Source organism: Raoultella sp. T31 (assembly GCF_002806725.1).
GTDB classification, from domain to species: domain Bacteria; phylum Pseudomonadota; class Gammaproteobacteria; order Enterobacterales; family Enterobacteriaceae; genus Klebsiella; species Klebsiella electrica.
The window spans coordinates 1-22937 of sequence record NZ_PIBO01000050.1; the positions used below are offsets into that span (position 1 = coordinate 1).

24 protein-coding genes and 1 pseudogene are annotated in these 22937 nt (G+C 58.9%); 13 read left to right on the forward strand and 12 right to left on the reverse strand.

Annotation, left to right across the window (positions count from 1 at the left end):
• From CWM52_RS26555 to hutI, 6 genes and pseudogenes are all read right to left on the reverse strand, one after another.
• On the reverse strand, positions 1-209 hold a 209-nt coding region (locus CWM52_RS26555; RefSeq protein ID WP_206057733.1), incomplete at its 3' end, for a hypothetical protein.
• 68 nt (positions 210-277) lie between these two features.
• A pseudogene (locus CWM52_RS23245) lies at positions 278-649 on the reverse strand (amino acid permease); the annotation flags it as partial.
• A 141-nt stretch (positions 650-790) separates the two neighbouring features.
• Complete coding sequence (gene hutH, locus CWM52_RS23250) at positions 791-2311, reverse strand: histidine ammonia-lyase (RefSeq protein ID WP_100686245.1); 1521 nt, start codon at positions 2309-2311, stop codon at positions 791-793.
• A 2-nt stretch (positions 2312-2313) separates the two neighbouring features.
• Positions 2314-3999: a urocanate hydratase gene (hutU, locus tag CWM52_RS23255; protein ID WP_100686246.1), complete on the reverse strand. Its 1686-nt coding sequence runs from the start codon at positions 3997-3999 to the stop codon at positions 2314-2316.
• A gap of 142 nt (positions 4000-4141) precedes the next feature.
• Positions 4142-4867 (reverse strand): histidine utilization repressor, encoded by a 726-nt coding sequence (locus tag CWM52_RS23260; protein WP_100686247.1) that lies wholly within the window; start codon positions 4865-4867, stop codon positions 4142-4144.
• A gap of 134 nt (positions 4868-5001) precedes the next feature.
• Positions 5002-6261: an imidazolonepropionase gene (gene hutI, locus CWM52_RS23265; RefSeq protein WP_165785429.1), complete on the reverse strand. Its 1260-nt coding sequence runs from the start codon at positions 6259-6261 to the stop codon at positions 5002-5004.
• Between the two features lie 324 nt (positions 6262-6585).
• On the opposite strand from hutI, the gene CWM52_RS23270 reads away from it, so the two are divergent.
• Complete coding sequence (locus CWM52_RS23270) at positions 6586-7869, forward strand: putative acyl-CoA thioester hydrolase (protein ID WP_100686248.1); 1284 nt, start codon at positions 6586-6588, stop codon at positions 7867-7869.
• A 3-nt stretch (positions 7870-7872) separates the two neighbouring features.
• On the opposite strand, the gene CWM52_RS26225 is transcribed toward CWM52_RS23270, so the two are convergent.
• The gene (locus tag CWM52_RS26225) at positions 7873-8064 is read right to left on the reverse strand and encodes a hypothetical protein (RefSeq protein ID WP_133121766.1); all 192 of its coding nucleotides are present in this window, start codon (positions 8062-8064) and stop codon (positions 7873-7875) included.
• Between the two features lie 87 nt (positions 8065-8151).
• On the opposite strand from CWM52_RS26225, the gene CWM52_RS23275 reads away from it, so the two are divergent.
• The 7 genes from CWM52_RS23275 (at position 8152) to CWM52_RS23305 (ending at position 13229) form a co-directional block, all read left to right on the forward strand.
• A complete protein-coding gene (locus tag CWM52_RS23275; RefSeq protein ID WP_100686249.1) occupies positions 8152-8703 on the forward strand; it encodes a tetratricopeptide repeat protein in 552 nt (183 codons plus the stop codon).
• Complete coding sequence (locus CWM52_RS23280) at positions 8666-9241, forward strand: sigma-70 family RNA polymerase sigma factor (RefSeq protein ID WP_100686250.1); 576 nt, start codon at positions 8666-8668, stop codon at positions 9239-9241. Before CWM52_RS23275 ends, CWM52_RS23280 begins: the two co-directional genes overlap by 38 nt.
• Complete coding sequence (locus CWM52_RS23285; RefSeq protein ID WP_100686251.1) at positions 9238-10041, forward strand: anti-sigma factor family protein; 804 nt, start codon at positions 9238-9240, stop codon at positions 10039-10041. The genes CWM52_RS23280 and CWM52_RS23285 overlap by 4 nt, the downstream gene beginning before the upstream one ends.
• Before the next feature lie 170 nt (positions 10042-10211).
• A complete protein-coding gene (locus CWM52_RS23290; protein ID WP_100686252.1) occupies positions 10212-10784 on the forward strand; it encodes a peroxiredoxin in 573 nt (190 codons plus the stop codon).
• 15 nt (positions 10785-10799) lie between these two features.
• Entirely contained in the window at positions 10800-12038 is a 1239-nt protein-coding gene (locus CWM52_RS23295; RefSeq protein ID WP_100686253.1) for a protein-disulfide reductase DsbD family protein, read from the forward strand.
• A 17-nt stretch (positions 12039-12055) separates the two neighbouring features.
• Positions 12056-12607, forward strand: coding sequence for a sigma-70 family RNA polymerase sigma factor (locus CWM52_RS23300; protein ID WP_100686254.1), 552 nt, complete (start codon positions 12056-12058; stop codon positions 12605-12607).
• Positions 12600-13229 (forward strand): NrsF family protein, encoded by a 630-nt coding sequence (locus CWM52_RS23305; RefSeq protein WP_100686255.1) that lies wholly within the window; start codon positions 12600-12602, stop codon positions 13227-13229. The genes CWM52_RS23300 and CWM52_RS23305 overlap by 8 nt, the downstream gene beginning before the upstream one ends.
• 111 nt (positions 13230-13340) lie before the next feature.
• Here the strand turns inward: CWM52_RS23305 and pgl are convergent, their stop codons facing one another.
• Positions 13341-14336 carry a 6-phosphogluconolactonase gene (gene pgl, locus CWM52_RS23310; protein ID WP_100686256.1) on the reverse strand — a complete coding sequence of 332 codons (996 nt, stop codon included), beginning with the start codon at positions 14334-14336 and terminating at the stop codon, positions 13341-13343.
• Between the two features lie 173 nt (positions 14337-14509).
• On the opposite strand from pgl, the gene CWM52_RS23315 reads away from it, so the two are divergent.
• The gene (locus CWM52_RS23315) at positions 14510-15328 is read left to right on the forward strand and encodes a pyridoxal phosphatase (protein WP_100686257.1); all 819 of its coding nucleotides are present in this window, start codon (positions 14510-14512) and stop codon (positions 15326-15328) included.
• Here the strand turns inward: CWM52_RS23315 and modC are convergent, their stop codons facing one another.
• The 4 genes from modC to CWM52_RS23335 all read right to left on the reverse strand — a co-directional run bounded on the left by modC (position 15329) and on the right by CWM52_RS23335 (position 18172).
• Positions 15329-16387, reverse strand: a complete 1059-nt coding sequence (gene modC / locus CWM52_RS23320) for a molybdenum ABC transporter ATP-binding protein ModC (protein ID WP_100686258.1) — start codon at positions 16385-16387, stop codon at positions 15329-15331.
• The gene (modB, locus tag CWM52_RS23325) at positions 16380-17078 is read right to left on the reverse strand and encodes a molybdate ABC transporter permease subunit (RefSeq protein ID WP_100686259.1); all 699 of its coding nucleotides are present in this window, start codon (positions 17076-17078) and stop codon (positions 16380-16382) included. Before modB ends, modC begins: the two co-directional genes overlap by 8 nt.
• Positions 17078-17851 carry a molybdate ABC transporter substrate-binding protein gene (gene modA / locus CWM52_RS23330; protein WP_100686260.1) on the reverse strand — a complete coding sequence of 258 codons (774 nt, stop codon included), beginning with the start codon at positions 17849-17851 and terminating at the stop codon, positions 17078-17080. Before modA ends, modB begins: the two co-directional genes overlap by 1 nt.
• A 171-nt stretch (positions 17852-18022) precedes the next feature.
• The gene (locus CWM52_RS23335; RefSeq protein ID WP_004859721.1) at positions 18023-18172 is read right to left on the reverse strand and encodes an AcrZ family multidrug efflux pump-associated protein; all 150 of its coding nucleotides are present in this window, start codon (positions 18170-18172) and stop codon (positions 18023-18025) included.
• A gap of 153 nt (positions 18173-18325) precedes the next feature.
• Between CWM52_RS23335 and modE the strand changes: the two genes are divergently transcribed.
• The 4 genes from modE (at position 18326) to galT (ending at position 22936) form a co-directional block, all read left to right on the forward strand.
• Entirely contained in the window at positions 18326-19114 is a 789-nt protein-coding gene (gene modE / locus CWM52_RS23340; RefSeq protein ID WP_100686261.1) for a molybdenum-dependent transcriptional regulator, read from the forward strand.
• A 67-nt stretch (positions 19115-19181) separates the two neighbouring features.
• Positions 19182-20657 carry a molybdate ABC transporter ATP-binding protein ModF gene (gene modF, locus CWM52_RS23345; protein ID WP_100686262.1) on the forward strand — a complete coding sequence of 492 codons (1476 nt, stop codon included), beginning with the start codon at positions 19182-19184 and terminating at the stop codon, positions 20655-20657.
• 206 nt (positions 20658-20863) lie between these two features.
• Positions 20864-21880 (forward strand): UDP-glucose 4-epimerase GalE, encoded by a 1017-nt coding sequence (galE, locus tag CWM52_RS23350; protein ID WP_004859716.1) that lies wholly within the window; start codon positions 20864-20866, stop codon positions 21878-21880.
• A gap of 9 nt (positions 21881-21889) precedes the next feature.
• Positions 21890-22936 (forward strand): galactose-1-phosphate uridylyltransferase, encoded by a 1047-nt coding sequence (gene galT / locus CWM52_RS23355; RefSeq protein ID WP_100686263.1) that lies wholly within the window; start codon positions 21890-21892, stop codon positions 22934-22936.
• The last annotated feature ends 1 nt before the right edge of the window (position 22937 follow it).

Sequence of the window (22937 nt, forward strand, 5' to 3'; positions counted from 1 at the left end):
CTTACCCGGGCTACCACAATACCCTGTAGCCCCGGTAAGCGCAGCGCCACCGGGGGAGCATCCCGGGTCGCGGCTTGCGCCTTACCCGGGCTACCACAATACCCTGTAGCCCCGGTAAGCGCAGCGCCACCGGGGAACATCCCGGGTCGCGGCTTGCGCCTGACCCGGGCTACCACAATACCCTGTAGCCCCGGTAAGCGCAGCGCCACCGGGGAAACATCCCGGGTTGCGGCTTACGCCTGACCCGGGCTATCACACCTCGTAGCCCCGGTAAGCGCAGCGCAACCGTCGCCAGCAGCGCCACGCCCATCACCACTACCGTCATCCACGGCACGCCGTTGCTGGCAATGCGCTGGATACTTTCAGGCGCCATCCCCTCCTTTGCCATGCCGTACATCATGCGACCGGCGCCAAAAATATCGCTGTTGAAGGCCGAAATACTGGCGCTGATCACGATGATATTGAGGATTGTTGCCGCCGCCGGGATCCCCAGGCCGCTAAAAATGAGCACGAACGGGCAGCCCTGCTCGCCAAAGCTGTTCCACGGAAAAATAGCCATCAGGATCGCCAGCGTGCAGACATAAAACAGCCCGGTGCCGATGGCGGAACCGGGCGCAATAAAGCGAATATGTCGGGCATTCAGCCCGCGCAGCAGGTGTGGCTTTTGTGGCGATTGTGGTGGTTATTGTATATACAAGTGTCCTGATAATTTTTGTATAACGACAAATATGCGTGTAGGACGGCCGGGGGGAGCTTATCCCCCCGACGCGGGTACAGAAAACAACGAGGATCAGATGACGGCAGGGAGCAGTCGCGTCAGGTGACGCGCCGCCAGAAGCGCAATAGCGTTATCGATATCCGGGGCGAAGAAGCGATCGTGGGTGTAATGCGAAACCCGCTCGCGCAGCAGATGACGCGCCTCTTCCAGCAGCGGGCTGCTGGCCAGTCCTTCGCGCATATCCAGCCCCTGGACGGCGGCCAGCCACTCCACGGCCAGCACGCCGCGGGTGTTTTCCGCCATCGCCCACAGACGACGACCGGCGGCCGGCGCCATCGAGACGTGATCTTCCTGGTTCGCCGACGTCGGCAGGCTATCCACGCTGTGCGGATGCGCCAGCGCTTTGTTCTCGCTGGCTAACGCCGCAGCGGTCACCTGGGCAATCATAAAGCCGGAGTTGACGCCGCCATTTTTCACGAGGAAAGGCGGCAGTTGCGACATATGGCTGTCCATCATCAGCGCAATACGACGCTCAGACAGCGAACCGATTTCGGCAATCGCCAGCGCAATATTATCCGCCGCCATCGCCACCGGTTCGGCATGGAAGTTACCGCCGGAGATCACTTCGTTCTCACTGGCGAAGACCAGCGGGTTGTCCGACACCGCGTTGGCCTCAATCAGCAGGACTTCGGCGGCCTGGCGAATCTGGGTCAGACAGGCGCCCATGACCTGCGGCTGACAGCGCAGTGAGTATGGGTCCTGCACTTTAGTGCAGTTGTGATGCGACTGCGAAATCTCGCTGCCGTCGGTCAGCACATGGCGGTACAGCGCCGCAGCGTCAATTTGCCCACGCTGGCCGCGCGCATCGTGAATACGCGCATCAAACGGACGGCGCGAACCCAGCGCCGCTTCGGTCGTTAACGCGCCGCATACGATAGCGGAAGCGAACAGGTCTTCCGCCTCAAACAGGCCGCGCAGCGCAAACGCCGTCGATGCCTGAGTGCCGTTCAGCAGCGCCAACCCCTCTTTCGCCGCCAGGGTAATCGGCTGCAGACCCACTTTTTGCAACGCCTGCAGCGCCGGCATCCATTCGCCGTCGACGCGGGCTTTGCCCTCACCGAGTAACGTCAGGGACATGTGCGCCAGCGGCGCCAGGTCGCCGGATGCGCCGACGGAACCTTTCGCCGGGATCCATGGCGTGACGCCTTTATTCACCAGTTGAATCAGCGCCTGAATGACGCTCAGACGAATCCCGGAGAAGCCGCGGGAAAGGCTGTTAATCTTCAGCACCATGATCAGACGCGCCATAGCGTCATCCAGCGGCTCACCGATGCCCGCCGCATGAGACAGCACCAGAGAACGCTGCAAGTTTTCCAGATCGTCCGTGGAGATCCGCGTTGACGCCAGCAGGCCAAAACCGGTGTTAATGCCGTACGCGGTACGTCCTTCGGCCAGAATGGCGTTGACGCAGGCGACGCTCTCGTTAATAACGGCAAAAGCCTGCTCGTCGAGGGTAATAGTCAGCGGCTGCTGGAACACTTCACGTAGCTGCGCCAGACTCAGCTGACCTGGAATCAGAGTTAAGTTTTTCATTTTCAGCGTTGCCCCTGCGTTGCTGCCACCATAGGAAGATTCAGCCCTTGTTCCGCCGCGCACTCAATCGCGATGTCGTAACCCGCATCGGCGTGACGCATCACCCCGGTCGCCGGGTCGTTATGCAGCACGCGGGCAATACGCGCGGCCGCTTCGTCGGTACCGTCACAGACGATAACCATCCCGGAGTGCTGCGAGAAGCCCATCCCGACGCCGCCGCCGTGATGCAGCGACACCCAGGTCGCGCCGCTGGCGGTATTCAGCAAGGCATTCAGCAGCGGCCAGTCGGACACCGCATCGGAGCCGTCGCGCATGGATTCCGTTTCTCGGTTCGGGCTGGCGACCGAGCCGGAGTCAAGGTGGTCGCGACCAATGACGATCGGCGCAGACACTTCACCGCTGCGGACCATTTCATTAAAGGCCAGCCCCAGCTTCTGACGCCACTCCAGCCCTACCCAGCAAATACGCGCCGGCAGTCCCTGGAAGCTAATACGCTCACGCGCCATATCCAGCCAGTGGTGCAGGTGCTGATCATCTTTGATTATCTCTTTGACTTTGGCATCCGTTTTGTAGATATCCTGCGGATCGCCGGAGAGGGCCGCCCAGCGGAACGGACCGATGCCGCGGCAGAACAGCGGACGAATATAGGCCGGGACAAAGCCCGGGAAGTCGAATGCGTTGGCGACGCCCATCTCCTGCGCCATCTGGCGGATATTGTTGCCGTAGTCGAAGGTCGGTACGCCCATGTCGTGGAAGGCCAGCATCGCCTGAACGTGATCGGCCATGGAGCGTTTCGCCGCCAGAATGGTGCCCTGCGGGTCGGATGCGGCTTTCTGCTGATACGCTTCCCAGCTCCAGCCTTTCGGCAGATAGCCATGCAGCGGGTCGTGGGCGCTGGTCTGGTCGGTGACCATATCCGGGCGCACGCCGCGTTTCACCATCTCCGGCACGATATCGGCGGCGTTACCGCACAGGGCGATAGAGATAGCCCGGCCTTCCGCGGTGTATTTTTTGATACGCGCCAACGCGTCATCCAGCGATGTCGCCTGCTCGTCGACGTAGCGGGTACGCAGACGGAAATCGATCCGGCTCTGCTGGCATTCGATGTTCAGCGAGCAGGCGCCCGCCAGCGTCGCCGCCAGCGGCTGTGCGCCGCCCATGCCGCCCAGACCGGCGGTTAATACCCAGCGCCCCTTCAGGCTGCCCTGGTAGTGCTGACGTCCGGCTTCGACGAACGTTTCATAGGTGCCCTGCACGATGCCCTGGCTACCGATATAAATCCAGCTGCCCGCGGTCATCTGGCCGTACATCGCCAGCCCCTTCGCGTCCAGCTCGTTGAAATGTTCCCAGGTCGCCCAGTGCGGGACCAGGTTGGAGTTGGCAATCAGCACGCGCGGCGAATTTTCATGGGTTTTAAATACGCCAACCGGTTTACCGGACTGCACCAGCAGCGTCTCATCGCTTTCCAGGTTTTTCAGCGCCTTCACGATAGCGTCATAGCATTCCCAGTTGCGCGCCGCGCGGCCAATACCGCCGTAGACCACCAGCTCATGTGGGTTCTCGGCGACCTCGGGATCGAGGTTGTTCATTAACATACGCAGCGGGGCTTCGGTCAACCAGCTCTTAGCATTCAACGTTGTGCCTCGCGGTGCACGGACGTCTTGCTGGCGATATTTGCTTTGCGACATCGGGGTTTCTCCTGACAATTAACGTTGTTTACATAGATACATATACTTGTCTATACAACCATGCGCAAGTCAGATTTTAACAGAAATAATACAATTTTATTATATTGCGTCAGCAATCACGCTTTTGCCGACGCGACGATCATCAGGAAGTGAAGTGGCCCTGCAGCCGGTAGCGGCTACCCGGGAACAGAAGACGGGCGTGGGAGACAATATGCGTGGCTGACCAGGTACGGCGCCGAATCAGCAGGCAAGGATCGTGGGCATGGATATGCAGCAGTTCGCACTCTTTGGCGCTGGCCTGTACCGCTTCGACGATGTGCTCGCCTTCGGTTAACGGCGCAATCAGCGACAGATAATCATGCGGCGTGGTAACGGTATAGTCCTGCTCTAAATATGCCGGTACCACCGCCGCATTGACGCAGCGGTCTTCAATCTGCACCGCAATATCATTTTCAAAATGGACCATCAGGGAGTGAAAAATCCGCGTCCCTTCGGCCACATTCAGCGCGGCGGCCTGGATAAGATCGGCTTTCGTCTCTTCCAGCAGCAGTACCTCGCAGCGGTGCTGATGGCGACGGGAGGTAATTTCGTCGGCGATGCTACGAACTTCGAACAGCGCCGACTGCCCTTTCGGCTCCGCCACAAAGGTGCCTACGCCCTGCAAACGGACCAGTAAACCTTCATCGGTGAGTTCACGCAGCGCCCGATTGATGGTCATGCGACTGAAACCAAACTGCGCCACCAGTTCCGCCTCCGAGGGAATACGGTCATGGGGACGCCAGACGCCGCGCTGAATCTTTTCGCTGATCGACTGCTTCACCTTTTCATAAAACGGGGCAGGCGCGGTTCGGGGATGCGGTGAAAACATAGCCTGGCTTTCCTTATGCTCAATGGGCGGCAACGGTCAGAATATACTGAATCGTCGGCGCCACCAATGGGCGATTTGCCATGCCCGCCGGGCCGCGCTGTCGTCACGATCGGCGAAGGCCAGTCGCCGCAATGTCATTGCATTTCGCCACCCACAACGCGATGCCAGAGCGGGCTCCGCCCCGGTTCGTAGACCATTTCAACCGGATGTTCCGCATCCCAGATAGCAAAATCAGCAACAAACCCCGCCGCCAGCTGGCCGTGACTATTCTGCCGCCCCAGCGCCTGCGCGGCATGACGCGTCACGCCGGCCCACGCCTCTTCCGGGGTTAAGCCGAACTTCACGCAGGCCATATTCATCGCCAGGTGCAGGCTGGCAAACGGGCTGGTACCCGGGTTGTAATCCGTCGCCACCGCCATCGGTACCTGATACTGACGCAGCAGTCCGACCGGCGGTTTACGGGTTTCATTGAGGAAATAGAACGCGCCGGGAAGCAGCACCGCCACCGTCGCGCTGCGGCTCATCGCCGCCACTCCCTCTTCGGTTAAGTATTCGATATGATCGGCCGAGAGCCCCTGATAACGGCTCACCAGCTGCGCGCCCCCCAGCGCAGAGAGCTGTTCAACGTGCCCTCTGACCGGAATACCGCGCGCCTGCGCGGCCTGAAACACGCGTTCGGTCTGCTGCGGGCTGAAGCCGACGTTTTCGCAGAACACATCAACGCTTTCAAACAGCCCCTCTTCCCATAGCGTCGGCAGCAGGGTTTCACACACCAGCGTGATGTAAGCGTCCGGATCATCTTTATATTCCGGCGGCGTGGCGTGGGCGGAGAGCAGCGTCGGCGACAGCCCGACCGCATTGTTCTGCGCCAGGCGGCGCGCCACCTGCAGCATTTTGCGTTCGTTTGCCAGATCCAGCCCGTAGCCGGATTTAATTTCAAGCGTGGTCACCCCTTCGCGAAGCAGACGATCCAGTCGCTGCTGGGCCAGCGCTAACAGCTGCGCTTCGCTGCTTTCACGGGTGGCGCGCACCGTTGAGTTAATGCCGCCGCCGTTGGCGCTGATCGTCTGGTAGGAGACGCCGTTCAGCCGCTGTTCCCACTCCTGCGCCCGGCTACCGCCGAAGACCAGATGGGTGTGGCAATCGATCAGCCCCGGCGTCAGCAGCCTGCCGCCAAGATCGATGCTCCGCCCGGCCGGGGCATCGTTTTCCGGCACAATGGCTTCAATCCGGCCATTGCGCACCAGCAGCACATGACGATCCCGCAGGCCGTAAGGCTGCGAATCATCGGGGTTCAGAGTGGCGAGGCGGGCATTGCGCCAGATAACGCGTTCGGAGGTGGCTTCAGTCATCGCAGTCAACTTGTCATGGGTTGTATAGACATTTATTTTCATTCTCCGCGAAATGTCAATAAAAGCAGAGGAAATGGTTATTTTTTTGTGACCAGATGCGACAAGGACGTCGGCCCGGTGAGCGGTTTAGGCGAACTTTTTCGCGCAGCGTCTTCCCGTTTCGCTCAACTTAGTATAAAAAGCAGGTTTTAAAGGACGTTATACGCGTAATTCATTCCTTGTCGGCCTGACGCCGCTTGCATGTTTTTTGTATAATGCCCGCCCCAATCATTCGGGTTGCTTTGCGGCGGAAATCAACACCTACGCCATCAAAAAGGCAGCCAGAAGAATGACAGGTTTTGTTAATTGATTCTTGCCCGGAGCAACATGAACACATTCTCAGTTTCCCGCCTGACGCTGGCACTGGCTTTTGGCGTGACGTTATCCGCCTGTAGCTCAACCCCTGCCGATCAACAGCCCTCGACGCAGACTGCGCCGGGCACCGCCTCTCGCCCTGTGTTAACCGCTGATGAAGCGAAGAATTTCACTCCGGCAAGCTATTTCCAGTCCCTGGATCCCAACGCCGCAGCGTGGACCCCGACGGCCATCAGCATCCCATCTCAGCCTGACTTCGTCGTCGGCCCGGCGGGCGCCCAGGGCGTGACCCATACCACCATTCAGGCCGCGGTTGATGCGGCTATCGCCCGTCACTCCAATCGTCGTCAGTTTATTGCGATTATGCCGGGTGAATATACGGGTACCGTGTATGTCCCTGCGGCACCCGGCGCGCTGACGCTGTACGGCACCGGCGAGAAGCCGCTGGATGTGAAAATCAGCCAGGCCATTGACTCGCAAATGGACGTGACCAGCTGGCGCCACCTGGTCAACCCGGCCGGCAAATATATGCCGGGTAAACCGGCGTGGTATATGTTTGACAGCTGCCAGAGCAAACGCGCCGCCACCGTCGGCGTGATGTGTTCCGCGGTATTCTGGTCGCAGAACACCGGCCTGCAGTTGCAGAACCTGACCATCGCCAACAACCTTGGCGACAGCGTGGATGCCGGGACTCACCAGGCCGTTGCGCTGCGCAGCGATGGCGACCAGGTGCAGATTAACAACGTCAACATTCTCGGTCGCCAGAACACTTTCTTCGTCACCAACAGCGGCGTGCAGAACCGTCTGCAAAACGATCGCCAGACTCGCACCCTGGTGAGCAACAGCTACATCGAAGGCGATGTTGATATCGTTTCCGGCCGCGGTGCCGTGGTGTTTGATAACACCGATTTCCGCGTTGTGAATTCACGTACACAGAAAGAGGCCTACGTCTTTGCACCGGCAACGTTGAAAAGCGTCACCTACGGCTTCCTGGCCGTGAACAGTCGCTTTACCGCCGCCGGCAACGGGGTCGCTCAGTTGGGCCGGTCTCTGGACATCGATAACAACACCAATGGCCAGGTTGTTATCCGCGACAGCGTCATTAACGAAGGCTTCAATGTGGCGAAGCCGTGGGCCGACGCGGCAATTTCTAATCGCGCGTTCAGCGGCAACACCGGCGCAGTGGACGCGAAAGGCGTGCCGCAGCGTAATCTCAACGACAGCAGCTTCAACCGCATGTGGGAATACAATAACCGCGGCGTGGGCAGTGTGATTGTCGCAGAACCGAAGCAATAAATCTTAGCAAGGGGGAGCGTGTCTCCCCCTTCTTCTTGCGCTATTTTGCTTAGCAACTTTCTCTTTCACCACTTTCTCTTCTGCTTTTTTCTCCGTCCCGCTCCTCAGTTCATCGCTACCGCGGCGGCTTTTCTTGCGCGTGCAAAAAATATCATTTTTCGGCGAATAAAAATCCCCGCTGATGCGTTTACTCACTGTAAGAACACCACGACCTTCCGGCACGGTTCCCCCCAAGATGGGACGGTGCCGGGTTACCCGCATCGCGACTCATGGAGACGAAAAATGAACGCACTTATCTTATCGATTCAGCCGGCTGCGCGCCGCTTAATGGTTCCGGCACTGCTATGTTTGTTATACGCATCGCCGTCATTCGCCATGGGTGATAACAGCACCCAGAGCAAAACGCCGGACTGCCCCAGCGGGCAGGTTTATGACAGCGTCAGCAAACAGTGCGTCCCGGATAAAACCAGCAGTCTTAGCGATCGGGATAAAACCAACTACGCCTATCATCTGGCGAAAAAAGGGCAGTATCAGGCGGCACTGAACCTGCTGGACTCGCTGAAAAACGGCAACACGGCAGAGGCCTGGAACTATCGCGGCTATGCCACCCGTAAGCTCGGACGTACCGATGAAGGGATTGGCTATTATCAGCGCGCGCTGGCGCTTAAGCCCGACTACGCCAAAGCGCGTGAGTATCTTGGTGAAGCGTGGATGGTAAAAGGCCGCCGGGATCTGGCGCAGGAACAGCTTAAAGTGATCTCCGGGATTTGCGGTCAACGCTGCGAAGAGTATCGCGATTTGCAGGCCGCCATTAACGGACACCCGGAATCCTGAAGGTCATCGCGAGGGTAAAAAAATTACAACCAGCGACGTTCGTTCACAACTTGCCGCACATCTGGCCCGTCTTTGGCGCTACGGGCTGATTCTGTCGCGCAATCGCGATATTGCCGAAGAGCTGGTTCAGTCAACCTGCGTTCGCGCGCTCGAACGGAGCGCGCAGTTTACGCCGGGTACCCGCATTGACCGGTGGCTGTTCACTATTCTTCACTCCATCTGGATTTCCGAACTGCGGGCGCGTCACGTCCGAATGGGGCAAGGCTTCGTCGAAACCGACCCGCTGCTCGCCGCCGATGACCGTGAAATGAATGAAGATCATCGTCAGTATCAGCAGCTTATGCGCCAGGTCAGCGCCCTGCCGGAAGCCCAACGCAACGCGGTATTTTTAGTTTATGTTGAAGGTTTTACCTATCAGGAGGCGGCCGACATGCTATCGGTCCCCATCGGTACGGTGATGAGCCGGCTGGCGGCGGCGCGCTCGACGCTGGCAAAAACGCTCAGTCCCGCCCCTTCAGCCAGGGAGAAACGCTTGTGAAATCATCCTTTTTTACGCCCCCCTATAGCGATGAGGCCATTATTGCCTGGCTGGACGGCGAAATGAGCGCTCCCGACGCCCGCCGCTTTGAAGCCGCCCTCCGGGAGGATCGGCAGCTGGCCGCACGCACTGCCGAACTGAAGAGCAAGCCGCAGAATTATCAGCAGGCGTTTGCCCCGCTGCTGGAACAGGCTCCCGTCGCGCGCATGCAGAGCCGACTTGATGCCCAGCTAGCCGCGCTGTCCGCGGCGGACATCCCGACACGCCCCCCGGCCTTTAGCCGCCGCGCCATGATTGCCGCCTCGCTCACTTTTTTACTGATCGGCAGCGGCTTAGGCTATCTGGCCCGTCCCGAGGCCGACGAGCCTGATGAGAGCGAGAACATTCGCGATCTGGAAGCCCGTTACATGTCGCTTTATAGCGCGGAAACTCTGCTCGATCTGGACAGTTCACCGGCGATATTACAGCGCGGCCTGACGCGTACCGCCGAAGATATTGGTTTAGCGCTCAAGCCACAGCAGCTCGCGCTGCCGGGTGCCGAGCTAAAAATGGTGCGCATCCTGCGCTACGAGCGAACCACCATTGCGCAGATCGCCTGGATTCACGCGGCGTATGGACCGATGGCGCTGTGCATCTCTGCGGCCAGCCAGCAAAACGATGCGAGGATAAACGCCGAACGGCGGCACGGCATGAACCTCGCCTGGTGGCGCGCTAACGGATATCAGTTCGTGCTGATTGGCCGCAATCCTGATGCGCAATTACAGGCTAACGCCAGCGAATTGCAGCGCTTACTGTCATAACCAGCGTCGCCCTTCGGGGCGAGGTTGTCCTCAGCCTCGTTGAGGATTGCCGTCGGTCTTCGCGCCTGGGCGCTAAATATTTTTCCCCCGGCGAAACTTTCTTCCTCACTGCGGCGAACTGTATAGCACAGTCACCTGACCAGAACGCCCTGACATCGCTGGAGCTCATAATGAAACTGATGAAAAACCTCGCCCGTTCTTTGACCCTGACCGTGGCGCTTGGCCTGTCCGCCACCGCCTTTAACGTCAACGCGGCGCTGCCCGTCGGCGCGCAGGCCCCCGCTTTCGAGCTGCAGGGCGCCTTAGCCGGTAAACCGATCGCCTTCTCCTTGCAGCAGGCTTTGCAAAAGGGGCCGGTAGTGCTCTATTTCTTCCCGGCGGCCTTTACCGCTGGCTGCACCATTGAGGCCCACGATTTTGCCGAAGCCACCGATGAATTCAACAAAATGGGCGCCACCGTCATCGGCGTCACCGCCGGTAACACCGACCAGGTCAGCGATTTTTCTAAACTGGAGTGCCGCGATAAGTTCGCCGTCGCCGCGGATCCGGGGGCGAAAGTGTCCGCACAGTATCAAACGCTGATGGAGATGAAGGGCAAGACCGTCTCCGACCGGACTTCATTTGTCATTGCGCCGGACAGAACGATTCTGCTCAGCTACACCGACCGAAATCCGGACGCTCATATTGAGAAAACGCTGGCCGCCGTCAAGCAGTACGACGCCGCCCACCCGCAAACCCACTAAGCAAAGAGGCCAGCGATGCTCACCGCCATGCTGGCCGCCTTTATTGGCGGCATCATCCTCAACTTTATGCCCTGCGTTTTTCCGGTCATCTCCCTGAAAGCGCTCGGGCTTCTGCGCCATACGGATAACGCCGTGGGCGCTCGTCGCGAAGGGCTGGCTTTTTTACTTGGTGTGCTGGTCACCATGCTGCTGCTGGCCGCTGTTCTACTGGCTGCCCGCGCCGGCGGTGCCGCCGTTGGCTGGGGGTTCCAGCTGCAATCGCCGCTGGTGATTGCCCTGCTTGCGCTGGTGATCCTCGCCGCCGCGCTGAACCTGTTGGGGGTGTTCGAAGTCGGTCTATCGGCGCAGCGCGTCGGCGGGCTGGAGATTGGCCGCGGCGCCTTTTTACGCTCGGCGATGACCGGCGCGCTGGCTATCGTCGTTGCGACCCCGTGCGTGGCGCCGTTTATGGCCAGCGCGATTGGCTATGCGCTGGTGCAGCCGCCGGCTACCGCGCTGGCCGTGTTTTTTGCCCTCGCGCTCGGCTTTTCCGCTCCGTTCACTCTCGTCTCGCTGTTTCCGGCGCTGGCGGCACTCCTCCCTCGCCCTGGCGCCTGGATGGATATACTTAAACGTGCGCTGGCCTTTCCGATGTTCGGCGCTTACGCCTGGCTGGTCTGGGTGCTGGCGCAGCAGGCCGGTAACAGCGCGCTGGCAACGCTACTGGCGGTCTCAGTGGCGCTCAGTTTTGCCGCCTGGATCTATGGCATCGCCCAGCAGCGTCGCTTTCAGGGCAAAGGGCATAAGCGCCTGTTCGCCGTCAGCGGCGTGCTCGTCGTCGCGATTATTGCCCCGCTGGCCGGTCTGATTCAGGCTGATTCCGTGTCGCCCGGCGCACAGGCTGTCGCGGCTGCCGACACCTCGGCGGAAAAATGGACGCCGCAGGCCGTCGAGGCGCAGCGCGGCCACGGCAAAGCTATCTTTGTTAACTTCACCGCCTCCTGGTGTATCACCTGCCAGGTTAACGAAAAGACATCGCTTTCAACCCAGGCCGTCAAAGAGGCGCTGGCAAAAACCGGGACACTGTATATGGTGGCAGACTCGACTAAATTTAATCCGGACGTCGATGATGCGCTGAATCAATTTGGTCAGGGCGGCTTGCCGCTGTACGTGGTCTATCCTGCCGATGGCGGGCCGCCGAAAGTCCTGCCGCAGATTCTGACGCCGGGCATTGTCGTGAACGCGCTGAAACAGGCAACCGGCAACAAAGCGTAAACGCAACAAGGCGGATTATGGACATAAACGATAGCGCGCGTGAAAGCTGGCCCGCGCTAATGGAGCAGGCGCAGGCGGGCGATCAGCTCGCCTACACCCGGCTGTTAAAAGCGCTGGTGCCGGTGATTCGTTCGCAGATACGTAAACGAATCACCGACGACGCGTTAGTGGAAGATGTCATTCAGGATGTGCTGCTGACGGTGCATCGGGTACGCCATACCTACGATCCGGCCTACCCTTTTTTGCCCTGGCTGATGGCGATTATCTCGGCGCGGGCCGTTGATGCGCTGCGCCGTCGCGGCCGCTATCAGCAGTGGGAGATCCCTGAAGAGACGCTGCCGGAACCGGCAACCTCCCCGGATCCGCAAAAACGGGATAGCCGGGAGGAGCTGGCAGGCTATTTGCGCCAGCTCCCCTCCCGCCAACGAGCCATTGTGGAGCACGTCCATCTGCGCGAAATGAGCCTGACGGAAGCCGCTGCACATAATAATCTGAGTGTCGCCGCAGTGAAATCGCTGCTGCATCGGGCGCTGAAAAATCTGCGCCGTTTTGGAGCCCATCATGACTAACCATGACCTGTTAATTGAAAAGCTGGGGCGCGACATGCGGCCGGTGAAACGCCTGCCGTCGACCGGCAGACGGATTCTGAGCTGGCTGGCGGTGGCGCTGCCGTGCGCGGTTGCCGCCAGTTTCCTTGTGCAACGCAGTCCGACCGACTGGTCACAGCCCGGCGCCCCGCTGGCGGTGGTGCAGCTGCTGCTGGCTTTTGCGCTCGGCGCGCTGGCGATTCGCAGCGCCTTCACGATGAGTATTGCCGGCCGGCGTTCGCTCAGCTGGAAAGCCCTGCTGCCGATTGGGCTGATGTGGCTGGGGTTGAGTATCAGCAGCATTCCCTATCCGGCGCTGCGGGTGGCGGAGAGCGACAGCACGCCCTGCTTTACCTTTTTGCTGGTGGTCAGCACGCCAATGATGGCGCTGATGATTGCCAGCCTGCGCCGCAGCCGAACGCTGCATCCGGTGCGCAGCCTGGCGATGTCGGGGCTGGGCATTGCCAGCATGGCGGTCAGCCTGCTGGCGTTTTGCCATCCGGTGCATCTGCACGCCATGGATTTTGTCATGCATCTGGCGGCGATCGTCACCATAGTGGCGCTGACGGTGCTGGTTGGCAGGCGCTGGGTGGCGCTGGATTAACGCTCTGCCGCCTCTCAGCGCTATCGGGTGAATGGCGCTTTGCCTGCCAGCCTCTCAGGCTGCGCGCACCGATAAAAAAACCTCGCGCGGCGAGGTTTTTATCTCAGCAACTTAGTGGGCGTTAACGACCACCCACATTGGCCCCTGACCGACGGCATAGCGCCCTTTCTCTTTCAATAGCCCCTGCTCACCGGCAATCTCATAGACCGCAATATGGTGGGATTTCTGCCCCGCCGCTATCAGATATTTACCGCTGTGATCGAGGTTGAAACCACGCGGCTGCGCTTCCGTCGGCTGATACCCTTCGACGGACAGCACGCTACCATCTTCGGATACGCTGAAAATGGTGATGATGCTGGCGGTGCGGTCACAGGCGTACAGGTGACGGCCATCCGGCGTCAGATGAATATCCGCCGCCCAGCGTACGCCGGTAAAATCGCCAGGCATCATATCCAGCGTCTGGACGCACTCAATTTCGCCATGCGGATCTTTCAGCTCCCAGACGTCAACGGAGCTGTTCAGTTCGTTCACACAGTAGCCGTATTGCTGATTCGGGTGGAACACCATGTGACGCGGGCCAGCTCCTTCAACGGTGGTCACTTCCGCCGGCTCTTGCGCGGCGAGGAATCCATCATCGCCGAGGGTAAACAGGCAAATACGATCCTGTTTCAGCGCCGGGACCCACAGGGTGCGGTTGTCAGGAGAAATATTGGCCGAGTGGCACCCTTCCAGCCCTTCCACAACGGCCACCGTTTCACCCGGCAGGCCATCGGTCAGCGGAGTAACGCTCACGCAGCCGGCGTTATAGGACGCGCTGAAGACAAAACGACCCTGATGATCGGTCGAAATATGCGTCGGGCTGCCCGGCAGCGCCGCTTCGCCAGCGAAAGTCAGCGCGCCGTTATCGGGCGCAATGCGGTAAGCCAGGACGCGAAACTCCGGACGTACGCCAACATAGAGATACTCTTTATTCGGGCTCACCACCATCGGCTGAACCTGACCCGGGGCATCGACAACCTGAACAAGCTTCAGGTTACCCTCAAGATCGAGACTCCAGACATGAATCTGCTGGCTTTCCGGGCTGGCGGTATAAACGGTTTGTTTCATGACTGCTCCTTTCCTCACTGCACAGGGAAAACGTATACATTTCATTCATCAGGCGATTGGGCTGATGCAATGTATAGACTCTTTTAACGGTAGATGCTGAAAAATTTGCCCCGCTGGCATAGCGGTGTACCATCGTGCCAGGCACTTTTTTCATCATTAACCGGAAACAACACATGACATCACGCGTGATTGCACTGGATTTAGACGGCACCCTGCTCACCTCCAACAAAACTATCCTGCCCGCTTCGCTGGAAGCCCTGGCCCGCGCCAGAGAGGCGGGGTTCCAGGTGATCGTCGTCACTGGCCGACATCACGTCGCTATCCACCCTTTTTATCAGGCACTGGCTCTGGATACACCTGCAATTTGTTGTAATGGCACTTATTTGTATGATTATCAGGCAAAAAAGGTTCTGCAGTCCGATCCGATGCCGGTCGATAAGGCGTTGAGCCTGACCGATATGCTCGCCGCTCACGATATCCACGGACTGATGTATGTTGACGACGCCATGCTCTATGAACGTCCGACCGGCCACGTTATCCGGACGACCCGCTGGGCACAGTCGCTGCCGGTCGAGCAACGTCCGGTGTTCACTCAGGTCGATTCGCTGGCGCAGGCTGCTCGCGACGTCCAGTCGGTGTGGAAGTTTGCTCTCACCGATGAAGATATTCCTAAGCTGCAACAGTTTGCCCTTGATGTGGGACAGACGCTGGGGCTGGAGTGTGAATGGTCGTGGCACGATCAGGTCGATATCGCCCGCGCGGGCAACAGCAAAGGCAAACGCCTGGCGCAGTGGGTGGAAGCCCAGGGCCTGTCGATGCAGGATGTGGTGGCCTTTGGCGATAACTATAATGACCTTAGCATGCTGGAAGCCGCCGGAACCAGCGTGGCGATGGGCAATGCGGTTGAGGAAGTCAAAGCGCGCGCCAACGTGGTCATTGGCGAAAACGAAAGCAACAGTATTGCCGACTTCATCAACCGCAACCTGCTGTAATCAGGCGGCAATCGAAACGCTTTTAATCTGCGCATACAGCCATTGGCCTGGCGTAATCCCCAGGTCATCTCTGGCCCATGGGCTGATGCGCGCCCACAGCTTGCGGCCGCTGAGGCTCAACTGCACTTCAATCTGCCCGTGTGTTTCGATACACTGCACCACCTGCGCCGACAAAATATTGCGAATGCTGGTCTGCTGCGGCTGTTCGAGCACCAGCGAGACGTCGGAGGCCTGAATGCGAATTCGCGTCGCCTCGCCGACTGGCCGATCGAGATAGTTCACCCAGATCTGCTGCTCGCCCAGCGCCAGCGCGGTCATGGCATAGCGGGGATGCTGTGCGGCAACGGACAGGTTCAGTATTGTGCTCTGCTGATCCGGCGGTAGCCACGGATGCATCACGCTGCTGCTCCATACCTCCTCCAGATCGCCAAAGGCTTTGACTCGCCCCTCCTCCAGCACCAGCACCTTATCCGCCAGATGTTGAATCTCATCCAGCGAGTGGCTGACGTAGAGCATCGGAATATGTATTTCACGCGCCAGCCGCTGCAGGTACGGCAGCAGCTCGCGTTTACGAGGAATATCCAGCGAGGCCAGCGGTTCATCAAGCAGCAACAGCTCAGGGGCAGTGAGAAGCGCTCTGCCAATGGCCACCCGCTGTTTTTCTCCGCCGGACAGGCCGCCCGGCAGGCGCTCAAGCAGCGGTTCAATACCGAGCAGCGCCACCAGCTTATCAAACTGCCCCGCCATGCTTTTCGCCATGCCGTACTTCAGATTGCCGCGTACCTTGTAGTGTGGAAACAGGCGCGCGTCCTGGAACACATAGCCCACCCGCCGCTTTTCCGGGGCCAGGCAGATGCGTTTTTCGGTATCATTCAAGACCCTGCCATTGAGCACGATCCGCCCTTGCTGCGGCCGGGTCAGGCCGCTGATGGCATTAATCAGAGAGGTTTTTCCCGCGCCTGAGACGCCAAAAACGGCGGTGATGCCGCTGGCAGGCAGCGTTTCATTAATACTCAGGCAGTGGTTGCCCAGCGTCTGGGTGAAATGGAGTTCAAGCATCTGATTTCCCCGTCCGCACGCGGCTAAGACGCGCCAGCCATTCAGAAACCAGCAGCGATACCAGCGCCAGCACGATGGAAATCAAACATAAACGTGCGGCAGCCCCTTCGCCGCCCGGAGTCTGAATCAGGGTATACATTGCCGAAGGAATAGTGCGCGTTTCCCCGGGGATATTGGAAACAAAGGTAATGGTGGCGCCAAACTCCCCCAGCGAGCGGGCGAAGGCCAGAACGGTACCGACGATAATGCCCGGCAGCGTCAGCGGCAGCGTTATCGTAAAAAACACCCGCCAACGGCCCGCCCCCAGGGTTCGCGCCGCCTGTTCCAGCCTGACGTCCACCCCTTCCAGCGCCAGGCGAATGGCCCGCACCATCAGCGGAAACGACATGACCGCCGCCGCCAGCACCGCCCCGCGCCAGCTGAAGGCAAAGGTCAAACCGAACCAGTCATACAGCCAACTGCCGATAAAACCACGCCGCCCCATGGCAATCAACAGCAGGTAGCCCACCACCACCGGCGGCAGCACCAGCGGCAGGTGGATAATACTGTCGAGCAGCGCCTTTCCTGGGAAATTGCGCCGCACCAGCAGCCATGAGATAAAAATCCCAAAAGGTAAGCTTAACACCACCGCCAGGGATGAGACTTTCAGGCTCAGCAGTACCGCCTGCCATTCGGGATCGCTTAAAATCATTAGCGGGTGGTAAATCCGTATTGTTTGAAGATGGCGGCCGCCTGCGGCCCTTTCAGATAGTCGTAAAACCCGTTGACGGTGGCATTTTTATGCCCGTCGACGATAGCCAGCGGGTATTCAACTTTCTTGTGCGAATCTTCCGGGAAGGTCCCGACCACTTTCACACCTTTGCTCGCCACCGCATCGGAACCGTAGACGATCCCCAGCGGGGCTTCGTTACGCTCAACCAGCGCCAGCGCTCCGCGTACGTCTTCAGCCGGTGCCAGTTTCGGCGCCAGCGTCTCCCAGGCACCCAGTTTTTGCAGCGCTTCTTTCGCGTAGATGCCTGCCGGCACGTGCTCCGGGTCGCCAACGGCCAGGCGGCCACCTTTCAGCAGACTGGTCCAGTCGGTTTTGTTGTTAATCACCATCTCGCCCTGCGCGCTGGCTTTAGGCGCGACAACCACCAGGCTGTTGCCAAGCAGCGTCGTACGCGAGGCGCTATCGATCGCTTTTTTCTCGACCGCGTAATCCATCCACTTCTGGTCGGCGGAGATAAACAGGTCCGCAGGCGCGCCGGCTTCGATTTGCCGTGCCAGCGTCGATGAAGAGGCAAACGACGAGACCACATCGACGTTTTTCTCTTTCTTATAGGCCTTCGCAATATCCTGCATCGCATTCGTTAACGATGCCGCGGCAAACACCGTAACTTTCCCCTCTTCTGCCAGCGCGTGCCCTGCGACGGAAAGCGTTAGCGTCGCTCCGGCAAACAAGCGTAACCATTGACGTGCCATCTGAAACTCCTGTGAGTGCGTTATGTAGGAGATAATATAACGATAAGATCAGGGTTTTCCCAGCGCGAATTGGTGCCAGGTAGAGGAGGATCAAAAGAGAGCGGAAAAGAAGGTGGAAAAGTAGAAAGGAAAGAGGAAATGAAAACGCCCGGAAAACCGGGCGCCGGGAAATCAGTTGTTCTGCTGGCCGCGATCTTTGTGACCTGCGCCGGAGAAGATGTTAAACACTTCGCCCAGACCGTAAATCAGACCGAGGATGATGGCCATCACCACCGGGACCATGACAACGGCAAAAACCAGACTTTTCAATAGCTCTAACATGGTTGGCTCCAGAAAGTACGAATGCTTTATTGTAACCGCTTCAGCTGGAAAAACACGCCCCATTTGTGCGGTGGCGGGCCGATAGCGGCGACAGATGCATCTTGCAAGATGACCGCTATCGGTCACAATACTCTTTTTTGCCAGGATATCATTATGCAGGCCGAAATTCTTCTGACCCTCAAGCTACAGCAGCGCCTGTTCGCCGATCCTCGTCGTATCGCCCTGTTAAAACAGATCGATAGCACCGGATCGATTAGCCAGGGGGCGAAAAACGCGGGCATCAGCTATAAAAGCGCGTGGGACGCCATCAATGAGATGAACCAGCTCAGCGAACAGACGCTGGTGGACAGGGCTACCGGCGGCAAAGGCGGCGGCGGTGCCGTGCTGACCCGCTACGGACAGCGGCTGATCCAGCTGTACGACCTGCTGGCGCAAATTCAGCAAAAAGCCTTCGATGTGCTGAGTGACGACGACGCCCTGCCTCTCGACAGCCTGCTGGCCGCTATTTCGCGCTTCTCGCTGCAGACCAGCGCGCGTAATCAGTGGTTTGGCACCATCACCGGCCGCGACCACCAGCAGGTACAGCAACATGTCGAGGTGCTGCTTGCCGATCGCCAGACCCGCTTAAAAGTCGCTATCACCGCGCAGAGCGCAGAGCGTCTCGGTCTGGATGAGGGCCAGGAAGTTCTGCTGCTGCTGAAGGCCCCCTGGGTGGCGATGACTCAGGACCCGACGGTTGCTAAAGAGGCCGATAATCAACTCACCGGGCGAATCAGCCATATCGAGTATGGCCCGGAGCAGTGTGAAGTGTTAATGGCGCTGCCTGACGGCCAGAGTTTGTGCGCCACCTTACCGTTGGAACAGACCCGAAAACTGGCAGAAGGTGCTGAGGCAATAGCATATTTTAATGCCGATCGAATCATTCTCGCCACGTTATGCTGACGGCATTGACATTGCGCGCGTGACGTCGTATCCCTGTGGCAAATCGCTGCAAAAAGTGGGATACACAATGTCATCATTGCAAATTTCGCAAGGCACGTTTCGCCTGAGCGACACAAAAACGTTAAAAATCGAACACCTCACCGTTGGCGCCGGCGAAAGCTGGGCCTTCGTCGGCAGCAACGGTAGCGGGAAGTCGGCGCTGGCTCGCGCGCTGTCCGGTGAGCTCACTCTGCTGTCCGGCCGCGATGAAAACCGCTTTCCCCGGGTAACCCGCCTCTCCTTCGAACAGTTGCAGAAGCTGGTCAGCGACGAATGGCAACGCAACAATACGGACCTACTCAGCCCAGGCGAAGAGGACACCGGCCGCACGACGGAGGAGATTATCCAGGAAGAGTCCAGAGATGCCGCCCGCTGCGCGCGCCTGGCGGAATTGTTCGGCATTACGTCTTTGCTCCAGCGCCGCTTTAAATACCTCTCCACCGGAGAAACGCGTAAAACGCTGCTCTGCCAGGCGCTGATGACCCAGCCGGACCTGTTGATTCTCGACGAGCCTTTTGACGGCCTGGACGTCGCTTCCCGCCAGCAGCTTGCCGGGCTGCTGGAGAGGTTGCACCGCGAAGGACTCACGCTGGTGCTGGTACTCAACCGCTTCGATGAGATTCCGCCGTTTGTCCAGTTTGCCGGCGTGCTGGCCGATTGTACCCTCAGCGAAACCGGAGAAAAGCAGGCGCTGCTGCAACAGGCGCTGATCGCCCAACTGGCGCACAGCGAAAAACTGGCGGGCATGAACTTACCGGAACCAGACGCCCCCGCCGCCCGCCATGCTCTCGACGCCGGGGCGCCGCGCATCGTCCTGCGGGATGGCGTGGTGTCATACAACGACCGGCCAATCATCGAGCACCTGAGCTGGACCGTTAACCCCGGTGAACACTGGCAGATAGTCGGTCCCAACGGCGCCGGTAAATCGACCCTGCTCAGTCTGGTAACCGGCGACCATCCGCAGGGCTACAGCAACGACCTGACCCTCTTTGGCCGCCGCCGCGGCAGCGGTGAAACCATCTGGGACATCAAAAAGCATATTGGCTACGTCAGCAGCAGCCTGCATCTTGAGTACCGCGTCAGCACTACGGTGCGCAACGTGATCCTGTCGGGTTATTTCGACTCTATCGGTATTTATCAGGCCGTTTCCGATAAGCAGCGCAAGCTGGTGCAGAACTGGCTGGATATTCTGGGGATCGACAAGCGTACCGCCGATGCGCCGTTCCACGGTCTCTCGTGGGGACAACAGCGGCTGGCGCTGATTGTCCGGGCGCTGGTGAAGCACCCGACGCTGCTGATCCTTGACGAGCCCCTGCAGGGGCTGGATCCGCTTAACCGTCAGCTGGTGCGGCGTTTCGTGGATGTGTTGATTAGCGAAGGCGCCACTCAACTGCTGTTTGTCTCCCACCACGCCGAAGATGCACCGGACTGCATTACCCACCGACTGGAGTTTGTGCGCAGTGGAGACGGTTACACTTATCAGGTCGGTCCACTCGCTGACTGAGCCGCTACAGGGGGCTACGGCCCCCTGTTTTTTTTCAGAAAAATAACCCTAAAAGACATTAATAGACTGTTTTTAAACATAAAAATAAAAAAATAGTGCATTATGTATTTTAGTGTAATCGATTCCACCAATTTGGCCTGTGTCACACTTTCCACTTCTTTGGTATGCTATCTTCATCACACACGATAAGCCTATTGGAGCGAATCATGAAAGTACTGGTTACAGGTGGTAGCGGTTACATTGGGAGTCATACCTGCGTTCAACTGCTGCTGCAGGGACATGAAGTGATTATTCTCGACAATCTCTGCAACAGTAAGCGCAGCGTATTGCCGGTCATTGAACGTCTCGGCGGGAAAACAGCCACCTTTGTCGAAGGCGATATTCGTAATGAAGCGCTGATGACAGAAATTCTGCACGATCACGCGATTGAAGCGGTGATCCACTTTGCCGGCCTGAAAGCCGTCGGCGAATCTGTCGCGAAGCCGCTGGAATATTACGACAATAACGTTACCGGTACACTTAAATTAGTTTCCGCTATGCGCGCCGCTGGCGTAAAGAACTTTATTTTTAGCTCCTCAGCAACCGTCTACGGCGATCAGCCGAAGATCCCTTATGTCGAAAGCTTCCCGACCGGCACGCCGCAAAGCCCGTATGGCAAAAGCAAGCTGATGGTCGAGCAAATCCTCACCGATCTGCAAAAAGCCCAGCCGGACTGGAGCATTGCGCTGCTGCGTTACTTCAACCCGGTCGGCGCGCATCCGTCAGGCGATATGGGCGAAGACCCACAGGGTATCCCGAACAACCTGATGCCTTACATCGCGCAGGTGGCTGTCGGTCGTCGCGAATCGCTGGCCGTTTTCGGCAATGATTATCCGACCCCTGACGGCACCGGCGTACGCGACTATATCCACGTCATGGACCTCGCCGACGGCCACGTTGCGGCGATGGAAAAACTGGCCGGCCGCGAAGGCGTACACATTTATAACCTCGGCGCAGGCGTCGGCAGCAGCGTCCTCGACGTGATCAATGCCTTCAGCAAAGCCTGCGGCAAACCTGTTAATTACCACTTCGCGCCGCGCCGCGATGGCGATCTGCCGGCCTACTGGGCGGATGCCGAAAAGGCCGACCGCGAACTGAACTGGCGCGTCACGCGCGACCTTGACGAGATGGCGCAGGACACCTGGCACTGGCAGTCCCGTCATCCGCAGGGTTACCCAGACTAAGGAACCGTCATGAGCGTATTTAACCCCGTCGACCATCCGCATCGTCGTTATAACCCGTTAACCGGGCAGTGGATTCTGGTATCACCGCATCGCGCCAGGCGCCCCTGGCAAGGGGCGCAGGAAGCACCGGCAAAATCAACCTTGCCGGCGCACGATGCGGATTGTTTTCTGTGTCCGGGTAACACCCGCGTCACCGGCGACACCAACCCGAATTACACCGGTACCTACGTGTTTACTAATGACTTTGCGGCATTGATGACCGACACCCCCGATGCCCCGAACAGCGACGATCCGCTGATGCGCTGTCAAAGCGCGCGCGGCACCAGTCGGGTCATCTGCTTCTCGCCGGATCACAGCAAAACGCTGCCTGAGCTGAGCGTTGAAGCACTGGAAGGCGTGGTTAATACGTGGCAGGAACAGACGGCCGAGCTGGGCCAGACCTATCCGTGGGTGCAGGTTTTTGAGAACAAAGGCGCAGCGATGGGCTGCTCCAACCCGCACCCGCACGGCCAGGTCTGGGCCAACAGCTTCCTGCCCAATGAGGCGGAACGCGAAGACCGTTTGCAAAAAGAGTATTTCGCCGCTCAGGGTTCGCCGATGCTGGTGGATTACGTTCAGCGCGAATTAGCCGACGGCAGACGGGCTGTCGTCGAAACTGAACACTGGCTGGCCGTCGTACCTTACTGGGCGGCCTGGCCCTTTGAGACGCTGCTGCTGCCGAAAGCACATATTCTGCGTCTTACCGATTTAACCGCAGCCCAGCGCAGCGACCTTGCGCTGGCGCTGAAAAAGCTGACCAGCCGTTACGACAACCTGTTCCAGTGCTCATTCCCTTATTCCATGGGCTGGCACGGGGCACCGTTTAATAACAAAGAGAATAATCACTGGCAGCTACACGCTCACTTTTATCCGCCGCTGCTGCGCTCGGCGACGGTACGCAAGTTTATGGTCGGCTACGAAATGCTGGCCGAAACTCAGCGCGATTTGACGGCCGAACAAGCCGCCGAACGCCTGCGGGCAGTGAGCGACGTCCATTTTCGCGAATCCGGAGAATAAC

What these genes read in the sequence shown, in the direction of transcription:
- hutH (WP_100686245.1), bottom strand. Translation starts at nt 2,311, where the DNA reads ATGAAAAACTTAACTCTGATTCCAGGTCAGCTGAGTCTGGCGCAGCTA.
- hutU (WP_100686246.1), bottom strand. Translation starts at nt 3,999, where the DNA reads ATGTCGCAAAGCAAATATCGCCAGCAAGACGTCCGTGCACCGCGAGGC.
- CWM52_RS23260 (WP_100686247.1), bottom strand. Translation starts at nt 4,867, where the DNA reads ATGTTTTCACCGCATCCCCGAACCGCGCCTGCCCCGTTTTATGAAAAG.
- hutI (WP_165785429.1), bottom strand. Translation starts at nt 6,261, where the DNA reads ATGAAAATAAATGTCTATACAACCCATGACAAGTTGACTGCGATGACT.
- CWM52_RS23270 (WP_100686248.1), top strand. Translation starts at nt 6,586, where the DNA reads ATGAACACATTCTCAGTTTCCCGCCTGACGCTGGCACTGGCTTTTGGC.
- CWM52_RS23275 (WP_100686249.1), top strand. Translation starts at nt 8,152, where the DNA reads ATGAACGCACTTATCTTATCGATTCAGCCGGCTGCGCGCCGCTTAATG.
- CWM52_RS23290 (WP_100686252.1), top strand. Translation starts at nt 10,212, where the DNA reads ATGAAACTGATGAAAAACCTCGCCCGTTCTTTGACCCTGACCGTGGCG.
- CWM52_RS23295 (WP_100686253.1), top strand. Translation starts at nt 10,800, where the DNA reads ATGCTCACCGCCATGCTGGCCGCCTTTATTGGCGGCATCATCCTCAAC.
- CWM52_RS23300 (WP_100686254.1), top strand. Translation starts at nt 12,056, where the DNA reads ATGGACATAAACGATAGCGCGCGTGAAAGCTGGCCCGCGCTAATGGAG.
- CWM52_RS23305 (WP_100686255.1), top strand. Translation starts at nt 12,600, where the DNA reads ATGACTAACCATGACCTGTTAATTGAAAAGCTGGGGCGCGACATGCGG.
- pgl (WP_100686256.1), bottom strand. Translation starts at nt 14,336, where the DNA reads ATGAAACAAACCGTTTATACCGCCAGCCCGGAAAGCCAGCAGATTCAT.
- CWM52_RS23315 (WP_100686257.1), top strand. Translation starts at nt 14,510, where the DNA reads ATGACATCACGCGTGATTGCACTGGATTTAGACGGCACCCTGCTCACC.
- modC (WP_100686258.1), bottom strand. Translation starts at nt 16,387, where the DNA reads ATGCTTGAACTCCATTTCACCCAGACGCTGGGCAACCACTGCCTGAGT.
- modB (WP_100686259.1), bottom strand. Translation starts at nt 17,078, where the DNA reads ATGATTTTAAGCGATCCCGAATGGCAGGCGGTACTGCTGAGCCTGAAA.
- modA (WP_100686260.1), bottom strand. Translation starts at nt 17,851, where the DNA reads ATGGCACGTCAATGGTTACGCTTGTTTGCCGGAGCGACGCTAACGCTT.
- CWM52_RS23335 (WP_004859721.1), bottom strand. Translation starts at nt 18,172, where the DNA reads ATGTTAGAGCTATTGAAAAGTCTGGTTTTTGCCGTTGTCATGGTCCCG.
- modE (WP_100686261.1), top strand. Translation starts at nt 18,326, where the DNA reads ATGCAGGCCGAAATTCTTCTGACCCTCAAGCTACAGCAGCGCCTGTTC.
- modF (WP_100686262.1), top strand. Translation starts at nt 19,182, where the DNA reads ATGTCATCATTGCAAATTTCGCAAGGCACGTTTCGCCTGAGCGACACA.
- galE (WP_004859716.1), top strand. Translation starts at nt 20,864, where the DNA reads ATGAAAGTACTGGTTACAGGTGGTAGCGGTTACATTGGGAGTCATACC.
- galT (WP_100686263.1), top strand. Translation starts at nt 21,890, where the DNA reads ATGAGCGTATTTAACCCCGTCGACCATCCGCATCGTCGTTATAACCCG.